The sequence below is a fragment of the Variovorax sp. SRS16 genome, assembly GCF_901827165.1.
Lineage (GTDB): Bacteria > Pseudomonadota > Gammaproteobacteria > Burkholderiales > Burkholderiaceae_C > Variovorax.
Genome location: NZ_LR594668.1, coordinates 392,339 through 404,955 on the forward strand (window position 1 = coordinate 392,339; position 12,617 = coordinate 404,955).

The 12,617-nt window shown below is 67.0% G+C and carries 11 protein-coding genes and 2 pseudogenes; 1 reads left to right on the forward strand and 12 read right to left on the reverse strand.

All coding sequences use genetic code 11. From position 1 onward, the window contains the following. Positions 1–12: 12 nt before the first annotated feature. From eda to E5P2_RS34125, 10 genes and pseudogenes are all read right to left on the reverse strand, one after another. Positions 13–642 carry a bifunctional 4-hydroxy-2-oxoglutarate aldolase/2-dehydro-3-deoxy-phosphogluconate aldolase gene (gene eda, locus E5P2_RS34085; RefSeq protein WP_162571482.1) on the reverse strand — a complete coding sequence of 210 codons (630 nt, stop codon included), beginning with the start codon at positions 640–642 and terminating at the stop codon, positions 13–15. Beyond that, complete coding sequence (gene edd, locus E5P2_RS34090) at positions 639–2,543, reverse strand: phosphogluconate dehydratase (protein WP_162571483.1); 1,905 nt, start codon at positions 2,541–2,543, stop codon at positions 639–641. The genes eda and edd overlap by 4 nt, the downstream gene beginning before the upstream one ends. A gap of 108 nt (positions 2,544–2,651) precedes the next feature. Further along, positions 2,652–2,702, reverse strand: a pseudogene (locus E5P2_RS38455) (hypothetical protein); the annotation flags it as partial. Next, positions 2,683–3,032 (reverse strand): annotated as a pseudogene (locus E5P2_RS34095) (pyruvate kinase); the annotation flags it as partial. The pseudogenes E5P2_RS34095 and E5P2_RS38455, both read right to left, overlap by 20 nt. Positions 3,033–3,041: 9 nt before the next feature. After that, positions 3,042–4,679 carry an NADP-dependent glyceraldehyde-3-phosphate dehydrogenase gene (locus E5P2_RS34100; RefSeq protein ID WP_162571484.1) on the reverse strand — a complete coding sequence of 546 codons (1,638 nt, stop codon included), beginning with the start codon at positions 4,677–4,679 and terminating at the stop codon, positions 3,042–3,044. 47 nt (positions 4,680–4,726) lie between these two features. Continuing rightward, positions 4,727–5,944, reverse strand: coding sequence for an ROK family transcriptional regulator (locus E5P2_RS34105; RefSeq protein ID WP_162571485.1), 1,218 nt, complete (start codon positions 5,942–5,944; stop codon positions 4,727–4,729). After that, positions 5,941–6,396, reverse strand: a complete 456-nt coding sequence (locus E5P2_RS34110) for an RbsD/FucU family protein (RefSeq protein ID WP_162571486.1) — start codon at positions 6,394–6,396, stop codon at positions 5,941–5,943. The genes E5P2_RS34105 and E5P2_RS34110 overlap by 4 nt, the downstream gene beginning before the upstream one ends. A gap of 11 nt (positions 6,397–6,407) precedes the next feature. After that, positions 6,408–7,199, reverse strand: a complete 792-nt coding sequence (locus tag E5P2_RS34115) for an ATP-binding cassette domain-containing protein (protein WP_162571487.1) — start codon at positions 7,197–7,199, stop codon at positions 6,408–6,410. Beyond that, complete coding sequence (locus tag E5P2_RS34120; protein WP_162571488.1) at positions 7,196–8,155, reverse strand: ABC transporter permease; 960 nt, start codon at positions 8,153–8,155, stop codon at positions 7,196–7,198. Before E5P2_RS34120 ends, E5P2_RS34115 begins: the two co-directional genes overlap by 4 nt. 26 nt (positions 8,156–8,181) lie before the next feature. Continuing rightward, on the reverse strand, positions 8,182–9,183 hold the full coding sequence (locus tag E5P2_RS34125) for a sugar ABC transporter substrate-binding protein (RefSeq protein WP_162571489.1): 1,002 nt from the start codon (positions 9,181–9,183) through the stop codon (positions 8,182–8,184). Positions 9,184–9,319: 136 nt separating this feature from the next. Between E5P2_RS34125 and E5P2_RS34130 the strand changes: the two genes are divergently transcribed. Continuing rightward, complete coding sequence (locus tag E5P2_RS34130) at positions 9,320–10,246, forward strand: carbohydrate kinase family protein (protein ID WP_162571490.1); 927 nt, start codon at positions 9,320–9,322, stop codon at positions 10,244–10,246. A 155-nt stretch (positions 10,247–10,401) separates the two neighbouring features. Here the strand turns inward: E5P2_RS34130 and E5P2_RS34135 are convergent, their stop codons facing one another. Together E5P2_RS34135 and E5P2_RS34140 are read right to left on the reverse strand one after the other, a co-directional pair. Continuing rightward, entirely contained in the window at positions 10,402–11,121 is a 720-nt protein-coding gene (locus E5P2_RS34135; protein WP_162571491.1) for an IS6 family transposase, read from the reverse strand. 62 nt (positions 11,122–11,183) lie between these two features. Next, the gene (locus tag E5P2_RS34140) at positions 11,184–12,593 is read right to left on the reverse strand and encodes a sensor histidine kinase (protein WP_232080991.1); all 1,410 of its coding nucleotides are present in this window, start codon (positions 12,591–12,593) and stop codon (positions 11,184–11,186) included. Positions 12,594–12,617: the final 24 nt, after the last annotated feature.

Below are 12,617 nucleotides of genomic sequence, written 5' to 3' on the forward strand. Positions count from 1 at the left end.
CCGGTCGGGGGTTCAGGCGGCCTGGCCGAGACTCACGGTGCCCCGGGCCAACGCGGCGATGCGGCCCCAGTCGCGAGAGGCGATCGCGTCGCCCGGCGTCAGCCAGGAGCCGCCGACGCAGGCGACGTTGGGCAGGGCCAGGAACTCCGGCGCCGTGGCGAGGCTGATGCCGCCGGTCGGGCAGAACGCCAGATCGGGAAAGGGACCGCCCAGGGCCTTCAGCATGCCCACGCCGCCTGCCTGCTGCGCCGGAAAGAGCTTGAGCTGCGTGAAGCCCGCCGCGCGCGCGGTGATCACGTCCGACGGCGTCATCACGCCGGGCAGCAGGGGCAGCGAACTGTCCTTGGACGCCGCAATCAGCTCCGGCGTCAGGCCAGGACTGACGCCGAACAACGCACCGGCCTTGACCGACGCGTCGAAGTCCTCCGGCCGGGTGATCGTTCCAACGCCGATCATCGCGCCTTCGACCTCGTTGGCGATGGCCTCGATCGCCTTCAACGCCACCGGCGTGCGCAGGGTCAGTTCGAGCACGCGAACGCCGCCAGCCACCAGCGCGCGTGCCAGCGGTACTGCATCCTCGAGCCGGTTGATGACGATGACCGGAATCACCGGCCCGGTGCGCATGATCTGCAGGATGTTCATGTCGTGGCCCCCTGGGTGAAGACGAAATGCTCGTGGACGGGCGCCACAGGCGCCGCATGGCTCGGCGCGCCCGGCTCGGCCGCGTGGAAGGTAATGGCGCCCTCCTCCGCGCTGAGCGCGTTGGCCCGAAATACCGCGAACAGTTCGCGGCCCATGCCGTGGCGCGACTCGCCAAGGTCCGCGACCGCCGGCTGGCGCGACCGCCACTCGGCGGCGTCGACACGGGCCTCGAGCACGCCGCGCTCGCTGTCCAGCACGATCGGGTCGCCGTCGCGCACCAAGGCGAACGGCCCGCCGGCCAGGCATTCGGGCGTGACGTGGATCGCCGCCGGCACCTTGCCGGAAGCGCCGGACATTCGCCCATCGGTGACCAGCGCGACACGGAAGCCCCGGTCCTGCAGCACGCCCAGGATCGGCGTGAGCTTGTGCAGCTCGGGCATGCCATTGGCGCGCGGTCCCTGGAAGCGCACCACGGCGATCAGGTCGCGCTGCAGTTCGCCGCGATCGAAGGCAGCGATCACCGCCTCCTGTGTATCGAACACCATCGCCGGCGCCTGCACCACGCGGTGCTCGGGCTTGACAGCCGAAGTCTTGATGATCGCGCGCCCGAGATTGCCGGTGAGCAGTTTCAACCCGCCGTCGGCGCTGAAGGGCGTCGATACCGGCGCCAGGATGGCGGCATCTGCGCTGGCGCGCGGCGTGTCGCGCCAGGCCAGCCGGCCGCCATCGTCCAGGGCCGGTTGCCGGCGGTAGCGGGCAAGTCCGCCGGCGCCGGCCACCGTCAGCGTATCGCCGTGCAGCAATCCCGCGTCCAGCAGCTCGCCGATCACGTAGCCCATGCCGCCGGCGGCATGGAACTGGTTGACGTCGGCCTTGCCGTTCGGGTAGACGCGCGCCAGCAACGGCACCGCCTTGGACAGGTCGCGGAAGTCGTCCCAGTTGATGCGGATGCCGGCGGCACGCGCGATCGCGACGAGGTGGATCGTGTGGTTGGTCGAGCCGCCCGTGGCCAGCAGGCCGACGATGGCATTGGCGATCGCACGCTCGTCGACCACTCGGCCGACGGGCGTGTACTCGCCGCCCGCGGCCGTGATTTCGACCGCCCGGTGCGCGGCCGCCGCAGTCAGCGTGTCGCGCAGCGGCGTGCCTGGATTGACGAAAGCCGCGCCCGGCAGGTGCAGCCCCATCACTTCCATCAGCATCTGGTTGCTGTTGGCCGTGCCATAGAAGGTGCAGGTGCCCGCGCCGTGGTAGGACTTTTCTTCGGATTCGAGCAAGGCGTCGCGGCCGACTTCGCCCTTGGCGAAACGCTGCCGAACGCGCGCCTTCTCGTCGTTGGAAATGCCCGAAGGCATCGGACCGCCGGGAACGAAGATCGTCGGCAGGTGGCCGAACTGCAGCGCGCCGATCAGGAGGCCGGGGACGATCTTGTCGCAGATGCCCAGGCACAGCGCGGCATCGAACATGTTGTGCGAAAGCGCCACCGCGGTGGCCATCGCGATCACGTCGCGGCTGAAGAGCGACAGCTCCATGCCGGGCTCGCCCTGCGTGACGCCGTCGCACATCGCCGGCACGCCGCCGGCGAATTGCGCGGTGGCGCCCACCTCGCGCGCCGCCTGCTTGATGAGGGCCGGGAAGCGCTCGAATGGCTGGTGCGCCGACAGCATGTCGTTGTAAGACGAGACGATCGCGATATTGGGCTGGCGCAATTCACGCAGCATGATCTTGTCGACGGCCGGCGCCGCGGCGAAGCCGTGGGCCAGGTTCGTGCAGCCGAGGGCCTGCCGGGTCGGTCCCTTGGAGCGGGCCTGTTCGAGGCGGGCAAGGTAGGCCGCGCGCGGCGTCGCGCTGCGGTCGCCGATGCGGTCTGTGACCGCGGCAAGCACTGGATGAAGACTCATCGAAGGCTCCTTCATAAAGCAGGTTCCGGCCTCAGCCGCGCAACAACGGGAATGCGTCGCGGTCGCGTAGACGGCATCGGCAGCCCGTTCCTGCTCGATCACGAGCAGGCGGTTGTACTTGGCGACGCGGTCCGAGCGGCAGCGCCACCCGGTCGACACCGAGCTGCAGCCCCGCGTCGAGGTCGCTGCGGTCCTTGGCGGTCAGCGCCGGAATCGGCAGCAGGACCTCTGGCACATTGACCCCTTTGCGCTCCGACAGGACGCCGCCGGCACTGACCGTGGTGTCGTGCGGCGCATCGAGCAGGACCCGGGCGGCCCATCGCTATCCTGCTCGATGTCGTGGCGTTCGCGGTGTTGCTCATGGCTGCCGTGGCTGAAGTTGAAGCGGAACACGTCCGCGTCGGCGCCGAAGAGCGCCCGAATGGTCTCGGCGTCGGAGCTGGCCGGCCCGAGCGTGGCGACGATCTTGGCATGGCGTTGTCGGTGCATGGTCTGTATTCAGAGAATGAAACCAGTGTTGATGAACCTCGACTGGTGGTCCTGCACGATGGCGTTGAGCAGCTGCTTGCTCGCCTCGGTCTGCTTCGCCGCCACCATGGAGCGAATCGAGAAGGCCCGCAACGCGTCCGTCACCGACAGCGTGCCTTCGGCCGAATCCTTGCGGCCGGCAAACGGAAAGACGTCGGGACCGCGCTGGCACTGGCAGTTGATGTTGACGCGACAGACCTGGTTGACCAGCGGGTCGACGAGCGCGCCGATCTGGCCGGCATCGGCGCCGAAGATGCTGACCTGCTGGCCATGGTCCGAGGTGATGACGTAGTCGAGCGCGGACTCGATGTCCTCGAAGGGCATCACCGGCACCAGCGGGCCGAATTGCTCCTCGCGGTAGAGCTTCATGCCCTCGCTCACCGGATACACCACGGCCGGGTAGAACAGCGTCTGGCAGAACTCGCCGCCGCCCTCGTTGACGATCCGCGCGCCCTTCGCGCAGGCATTCTCGAGCGCCTCGGTCATGTAGGCCGTGCGGTGCAGGCCGGGCAACGGCGTGATGCTCACACCGCTCTCCCACGGCATGCCGACCTTGAGCTTGGCGAGTTCCTCGGTGAAGCGCTTCAAGAAACGATCGGCGATGGAGCGGTGGACGATCAGCATCTTGAGCGCGGTGCAGCGCTGGCCGTTGAACGACAGCGCGCCGAGCAGGCACTCCTTGACCGTGAGCTCGATGTCGGCGTCGGGCAGGATGATCGCGGCGTTCTTGGCATCGAGCCCGAGGATGGCGCGCAGGCGATGCGACTTGGGATGCTGCTTCTTCAGGTGGTCGGCCACCTTGCTCGAGCCGATCAGCGCCAGCACATTGACCTTGCCGGAGGCCAGCAGGCGCGGCACCACAACCGCGCCGGGCGCGTAGATGGTGTTGATCACGCCCGCGGGGAAGGCCGAGCGAAAAGCATCGAGCAGCGGATGGAACAGCAGCGTGCCGTACTGCGGCGGCTTGAACACCACCGTGTTGCCCATCAGCAGAGCCGGGATCAGCGTCGCGAAGGTCTCGTTCAGCGGGTAGTTGTACGGGCCCATGCACAAGACCACGCCGAGCGGCGTGCGCCGGATCTGGCCGATGGTGCCCTCGGCGACGACGAAACGCGAGCTTGCGTTGTCCAGAGCCTTCAGCGCCTCGATGGTGGCCTGGATGTACTCGACGGTGCGGTCGAACTCCTTGCGCGAGTCGGCCAGGCTCTTGCCGATCTCCCACATGATCAGCTTCACGATCAGCTCGCGCTGCTGCGCCATGAGGCGTACGAACTCCTGCATGCAGGCAATGCGGTCGGCTACGGCCATGGTCGGCCATTCGCCGCGGCCGTTGGCGTAGGCGGCTACCGCAGCGTCGAGTGCAGCGTCGCTCTCGGCCTCGCCCATCACCGGGTAACTGCCGATCTCGACCTGGCGCACCTCGGCGGTAGCTGCATCGCGGGTGCAGATGGGCGACAGCACGGTCTTGCAGAGGCCGCTCCATTCAATCATCTGGCCGGCAATCAGGGACTGGCGCTGGTGCACCTGTTCGGCCAGCCGGTGTTCGGCCGGGATGTCTTCGAGGGCGGGAAAGTGCTGCGCAAGCTGCGCCCTGCGGTCGGTGGTCATGGAGTCTACGAAGGGGTGCGGATTCAGGTCGACTCAGCGAGGCTGGATCAACGATCAAGTTTGAGAAACAGGTTGCGATCGGGGGCGAAGTTCGCGTAAAGCGGCAGCAGCGCGCCGCCGATCGCGCCCGCATCGGCGCCGATCGTCCCGGCCAGCACCGAGGGGCGGGAAACGCCCTCCCAGTTGCAACGATCGAGCGCGACGCCAACCTCCGCCAACACGGCCGCAAGCATTTCCCGGCTGAACGATCCGTCGATGATCACGGCTTCGAGGTCGAGCAGCGCCGCGGCGCCATTGATCGCCAGCGCGATCGCCGGGGTCGACTGCGACAGCCACGCCTGCGTCAAAGGAAGCCAGGGAGACGCGACCGCGCGCGCGTCCGCCAGCGCGCCGGCATCGAGCCCGGCCTGCGCATACATCGACTCCAGCGTGAACAGCGAAGCCACGTTGAGGACCTGGGGCGGCACGGCGCCGTCGGCGTGGCCCGGGCCGAGCGGCATCGACCCCACGGCGCCCGCGTTGCCGGACCCGCCGCTGCGCAAGCGACTGTCGATGACCAGCCCGCCGCCGATGAACGTGTCGACGAAGACATAGAGAAAGCTGCGAATGCTGCGTCCGCCCCCGGACACCAGTTCGGCCACGCAGGCGGCCGCGGTGTCCTTGACCATTTCGACCGGCAGCTTGGTCATCGCCATCACCTGCGCGCGGATGTCGATCGCGTTCCATTTGCCGGCCTTCTCCGGCGCAACGCCGAGCAGCGATCGCCAGCCGCCGAGAGACAAGGGTGCAGCGACGCCGACGCCGTGCAGAAGTGGTGCGCGCTTGGGGCCGAGCGTCTTGCGCAACGCCTGCACGCGCGCGCGGATCTCGTCGAACAGCGTGTCGGGATCGGGGAACTGGTAGTCGAGCGTGAGGCGCTCGCGGACCTGCGCGGCGAAGTCGACCAGCAGCACATCGAGGCTGCGCCTCCCGATCTTGATGCCGATCGAGTACGCGCCGTCCGGGTTCAGCGCCATCGGTATCGACGGCTGGCCAATCCTGCCGCGCAAAGGTGCGTGCTTGAGCACCAGGCCTTCGGCCTCCAGCCCCGCAATGATGAGCTGCACCGACTGCGCGGTCAGGTTCGTCAGCCGTGCGATCTCGGCCTTCGGCAGCGCGCCGTGCAGGCGGATCGCATGCAGCACCACACGCTCGTTGAACTGGCGCGTGCCAAGGTTGTTGGAGCCACGCGGCCGCAGCCTCGCGGCGGTTTCCGCTGTGTTCATGTCAGCAGGTCGTGAGCGATCACGCCTTTCTTGAGCAGGAAATTGGCGAACGGCTGCATCTCCCCCGTCTGCACGATGGCATAGGCGCGCGAGACGCGCTCGTAGAAGGCGAATCGTTCCATGGCCTCGCATTGCGCGTTGCTCGCATCGCCGCTCGCCTGCATTCGCGCGATCACGTCGCGCTGCAAGGCGCTTCGAGAGCCCTCGGGCGTGTCGCTGACCTGCATGAACGCGACCGGATGCGCCACTGCCGCGTCCAGCGGCAGCACCGACAGCACTGCCGCGCAGGCCTCGCGCATGCCCACGCCGGGTAGCCGCACGATTGGCTTGCCGCGTCCCAGCGACTCGGCGGTGAAGTTGGCGTCGGCCAGCACGATCTCGTCGCCATGGCCCATCTCGCAAAGCACCTTGAGCAGTTCGGGGGTGAGAAGAGGATCGAAGTTCTTCAGCATGGTCGACTCCATCACGCCAGGCAGTCGGGCGGCAGCTGCTCCGGCGGCAGCGCCCCCGTCATCACCGCCACGGTGTCGCTCATGCTGATCTTCTTCGGGTTCAGCACCGCGCCGCGCTTGCCCAGGCGCGCCACGTGAATGCGATCGGCGATCTCGAACACGTGCGGCATGTTGTGCGAGATCAGCACCACCGGCAGACCCTTGTCGCGCACCCGGCGGATCAGCTCGAGCACCATGTTTCCCTCCTTCACGCCGAGCGCCGCGGTCGGCTCGTCGAGGATCACCACGTGGCTGGCGAAAGCCGCCGCGCGCGCCACCGCCACACACTGGCGCTGGCCGCCCGACAGCGTCTCGACCGCCTGCGTCATCGAGCGGATGCCGACCTTCAGGTCGTTCATGCGGGCCACGCTCTGCTCGAGCATCTTCTTCTTGTCGAGCATGCGCAGCACATTGCCGGCGAAGCCCTCGCGGCGGATCTCGCGGCCGAGGAACAGGTTCTCGGCGATGGTCATCGCCGGCGCCACCGCAAGGTCCTGGTACACCGTCTCGATGCCGAGCCGGCGCGCATCGATCGGGCCCTTGAAGTGGATCACCTGGCCGTCGAGCAGGATCTGGCCTTCATCGGGAATCGTGGCACCCGACAGGCACTTGATCAGCGACGACTTGCCGGCGCCGTTGTCGCCGATCACCGCCAGGATCTCGCCGGCGCGCAGCTCGAAGTCGGCACCGTCCAGCGCCGTCACCTGGCCGTAGCGCTTCACCAGGCCCTTGGCCTGCATCACGATCTGTGGGATGGACATCATCTGCCTCCGCGACGCGAAAGTTGATCGACCGTGACCGCCACGATCACCAGGATGCCGGTGATCAGCACCTGGTACACCGACGACACGCCCATCAGGGTCAGGCCATTGCGCAGCACGCCGACCACCACCGCGCCGACCAGCGAGCCGAACAGCACGCCGCGGCCGCCGAACAGGCTGGTGCCGCCGAGCACCACCGCCGTGATCGCGTCGAGGTTCTCGGTCTGCCCGGCGTTCGGGTCGCCGACACCGGTGCGCGCCACCGACAGCAGCGAGGCGATACCGTAGAACACGCCGGCCATCACATATACGCCGAGCAGCACCTTCTCGGGCGGGATGCCGACCAGCCGCGTCGCCTCGGGGTTGTTGCCGACCGCATAGACGTGGCGCCCGGCGCCGGTCTCGCGCAGCCAGAAGCCGACGCCGAGGTAGAGCAGGATCATCAGCACCGTGCCGTAGGCGACGTTGCTGCCGCCTATCGGAAAGGTGTTGCCGAGCCAGGTCATCATGTCGGGCACCTCGGTCACGGTCTGCGCACCCGAGTAGAGCTGGGTGATGGCGAACGCGATGTTGAAGGTGCCCAGCGTGACGATGAACGGCGGCAGCTTGATGCGCGTCACCAGCAGGCCGTTGACGAGCCCGAACAGTGCCGTCACGCAGATGCCGGCCAGGATCGCCAGCGGCGCCGGCAGTCCCATGTCGGCGGCCAGCTTGGTCATCACGATGCTGCCGAGCGCCATGATCATCCCGCACGACAGGTCGATGCCGGCGGTCAGGATGATCAACGTCTGGCCGATCGCGATCACGCCAACCACCGTCACCTGCTGCAGGATCAGCGAGAAGTTGTCGCCGCTGAAGAAGTGGTCGGTGGTCAGGCCGAACGCGATGCAGGCAATCAGCAGCGCGATGAAGGGGCCGAGCTGGCCGATCGGCGGCAGCTTCTCTTTCCAGTTGGCCATCATGCTTCCTGGTCGGCGGGCCGGAACTACTTCTTGCCCCAGCACAGATCGTGGCCGACCGTGGTGTCCTTGCTTTCCACGCCGGCGACCGGCTTGGCGGCGATCAGGGTCACGCCGGTGTCGGTGTAGCCGCTGGCCTTCTTGCCGGTGCTCGCGTAGTCGACGCCGGCCGCGACGCCCATGGCGGCCATCTTCAGCGGGTACTGCTGCGAGGTGGCGGCGATCTTGCCGGCGGCGACGTCCTTGATGCCGTCGCAGCCGCCGTCGACCGAGACGATCATCACGCCCTTCTCCTTGCCGGCCTTCTGCAGCGCGTTGAAGGCGCCCGCGGCGGCCGGTTCGTTGATGGTGTAGACCAGGTTGATGTCGGGATTCTTCTGCAGGCAGTTTTCCATCGCGGTCTGGCCCTTGGCGCGGTCGCCGAAGCTGTCGGCCATGCAGACCACCTCGGCCGGCCTGGCGAGTTCGTTGTTCTTCTTGTCGTTGCTCTTGAGACCGAAGCCCTGCAGGAAGCCGTTGTGCCGCTGGGCACCGACCGGGTGGCCCGGAAACAGGTCGAGGGTCGCGATCTTCACCGGCTTGCCCGCCATCGCGGCCTTGGCGTATTGCCCGATCAGCACGCCGGCCTGGTAGTTGTCGGTGGCGAACAGCGCGTCGGTCGCCTCCTGCGGATCGGTCGGGCTGTCGAGCGCGATCACCATCACGCCCTTTTCCTGGGCCTTCTTGATGGCCGGGATGATCGCCTTGGCATCGCTCGGCGTGATCAGGATAGTCTTGGCGCCGGCGGCGATCATGTTCTCCATCGCCGCCACCTGGCCGGCGTTGTCGCCGTCGGTCTTGCCGGCGCCCGACAGCAGCTTGGCGCCCTTGGCCTTGGCCTCGGCGCTGGCGCCTTCCTTCATCTTCACGAAGAAGGGATTGGTCTCGGTCTTGGTGATCAGGCCGATCACCGGTTCGGCCGCTTGCGCGGGCGCCCAGGCAACGAGCGCGGCGGTGGTCAGGGCGGTGGCGAGGGTGAGCTTCAGCATCGTAGGTCTCCTGTTGACAAAAAAACCATCCAGCCCTTCAAGGGGGCTTTGCGACGGGGGGCGAGGCAACTATAGTTGCGTTCGAGTAATTAAATCAAGTTGCTTTAAGTAGTGGAAACCCGAAGGAGACATCAATATGTTCGTGGTCTGCGGTGAAGCCCTGATGGACGTTTACTTGGGCGATTCCACGCCCACCGGCACGCGGCTCGATGCGCGCATCGGCGGCTCGCCGCTCAACGTGGTGCAGGGGCTTGCGCGGCTGAAGCGGCCGGCGGCCTTCCTCTCCGCCCTGTCGACCGACGCCCTGGGCGAGCGCCTGCTGGCATCGCTTGTGGCCGAGGGCGTCGACACCTCGCTGGTGCTGCGCAGCGACGCGCCGAGCACGCTCAGCGTGGTCAGCATCGACGCCAGCGGCGTGCCTCGCTACGACTTCCACGGCAACGGCGCAGCCGATCGGCAGCTCACGCCCGACACGCTGCCGGCGTTGCCGGCGGACACGCGCGTGCTGCAGCTCGGCTCCTACGCGCTCGTGGTCGAGCCGGTCGGCAGCACGCTGCGCGCACTCGCGCAAGCCGCCCGTGCGTCTTGCCTGATCGCCTACGACCCGAACGTCCGGCTCAATGTCGAACCCGACATCGCCCGCTGGCGCGAAGTGGTCGAGGGCATGATCTCGCTGGCGCACCTGGTCAAGGTGAGCGAGGAAGACCTCGCCCTGCTCTACCCGGACGAAACGCCCGAGCAGGTGGCGCCGCGATGGCTGATGCAGGGCGCGGCCCTGGTGACCGTCACGCGCGGAGGCGCCGGCTCGAGCGCCTGGACCGCCAAGGCGCGTATCGACGCGCCGTCCGAGCCCGTGAAAGTGATCGACACGGTCGGCGCCGGCGACACCTTCCAGGCCGCCCTACTGACGTGGCTCGACGAACACGATGCGCTCACGCCCGCGACGCTGACGGCGCTGGGCGACAGGCAATTGGAGGCGCTGCTGCGCTTCGCGGCGCAGGCCGCAGCCATCACCTGCTCCCGCCGGGGGGCCGATATGCCGACGCGCGCCGAACTGCCCTGAGGCTGTCCGAGACTTCGCCGCCGCTCTGGCAGAGCTGGCCGGTGTCCCACATCGTAGATCGTGTCCAGAAACGCAGAGCTACATGCTGTGACTTGCGTCGGCTCTGGTGCAAAAATTGATCTTGGCCGCTTGACACGGCGAGAGTCCTGGACGGTTCAGGCAGAAAGTACGGCATTCCAAACTGCAGGCGCAGCTTGGCCTCGAGGACGCAGCTTGCCGAGATTGAACTGGCCTTTGCGGATGCGATGCAGCAGTTCGACGCCGGCGATCGTGACGGCCGCGCGATCGAAGACCTTGAAGCCCAGCATCGGCTTGATGCGCGACTTAACGCCTCGATGGTCCCGCTCCACCATGTTGTTCAGATAGCGCGACGATCGCAACCGCGTGTCTTTCCAACAAGTGCTCTGCGCGGGCAACTCCCGCACCGCGCGATGCGAGGCGGCGTAGCCGTCCAGCGTGATGCGCACCGGAGGTCGCCCTTGCGTCTTCAGCGCCTTGCGAAAGAACGCCTTGGCCGCCTTCACATCCCGATTGGGGCTCAGACGGAAGTCCACCGTCTGCCCGTCTCGATCGACAGCCCGGTACAGGTAGGTCCACCGGCCGCGGATTTTCACGTAGGTCTCGTCAACGCGCCACGACCGACCTGCCTTGCGCGCGAATCGATTCCAGCGCTTCTCGAACTCGGGCACGAAGTGCTGAACCCATCGCACGATGGTTGTGTGGGCCAAGGCCAGATCGCGCTCAGCCATCATCTCTACCAGGTCACGCAGACTCAGCTTGAATCGCAGGTACCAGCGAACGCACAGGACGATGATCTCGCACTCGAAGTGCCGGCCCTTGAACAGTTCGTCCATGCTTTTCACCCTTTGCGCCATCGAGCCGCCTCCAATTCAAGAGGCCAACAGCCTACCTCAGGGCCGATTTGCACCAGAACCCGTCAAGCAACGGGGATGGGCGGACAGGTACCTTTGGCCGCACTTGCTGGTGCGGAAGCGTGGCTCGCCGGCGCGGCGCATATCAGGGTCAGCACCATGGCCGTGCCCTCGCCACTTGGGGGCACCCGCAGTTCAATGCTTCCGCCCATGCGGCCCGCGAACTCGCGCACGATCGACAAGCCTAGCCCGCAACCGCTGGAATCGCGGTCATTAATCCTGTAGAAGCGTTCGAAGATCCGCTCCCGATGCGCGGCGGCAATGCCGGGGCCGTTGTCTTCCACGACCAATTCGATTTTCTGCTCACGCACCGTGATCCGGGCCGTCACGACGCCGCCCGGCTGGGTGTAGCGGATCGCATTGTCGACCAGATTCACCACCATCTCGCGCAGCGCCACCGGGTGGCCCTGGACATTCGCCGGCACGGTGCCATTCATCTCGAAACCCAAGTCGATGTCCCTGGCCTGCGCCTGTGCGGCCAAGTCTTGCAATACGCCTTGGACGACGGCGTCGAGGCTGACGGGGCCGTCCGCTTCGCGGTCCGCGCGGTGCGCCTCGGCCGCCGAGAGCATGAGCATCTGATTGACCAGGCGCACCGCCCCGTGCACCGTCTGGCGAATCGCCACCAGCGACTGCGACTGCACCCGCGCATCGTCGGAGCGTATCGCGTAGCTGAGTTGGATGTTCAGGAGTGCCAAAGGCGTGCGCAATTGATGCGCGGCGTTCTGAACGAAGATGCGTTGTGCGCTCAGATACTGATCGAGCTGCCGCGCGTACTCGTTGATGGCCAGCACCAATGGCGCTAGCTCAACCGGAACTGCCTCGATCTCCAGCGGCTCCAGCGTCCCGGGATCACGCGCGCGCACTGCGGCGCTCAGCCCGAGCAGCGGCTTCAGCCCATGGCGCAATCCAATCAGGACCAGTGCGCTGGCCAACGCCAGGATGACCAGTTGCTGCGCAATCGCGTCGAGCCAGAGGCTGCGTGTCATCTGCGCATGGCCATTCATCGTCTGCGCGATTTCTACCAGCACCGCCTGCGGCCCTCCATCGCTGACCACCGGCTGCAGGAACGCCACCACGCGCACTGGCGAATCGCGCACGCGGGTGTCGAAATACAACGGTGTCTCCGGCGTCAGCGTGGCGGCGGGCGCAGCCAGTTCGTCGTAGCCGCTGAGCAGTTGCCCACCATTCCCGGTCAAGCGGTAGTAAACGCGATCCGTCACTTCGGCGCGAAACAACTCCAGAGCGGCAGGCGGGATGCGCTCCTGGAAAACACTGTCTTCGAACTGCAACTGCTCGGCGACCACGCGCGCCGACCCGAGCAACAGGCGATCCTGCACCAACGAGGCGGTTCGCGCCGCGTCGCGATGGCTGACCCATGCGTCCACCGCGACGGCTCCCGCCAGTGGCAGCATGACCCATGCGAGGAGTCTCGAACG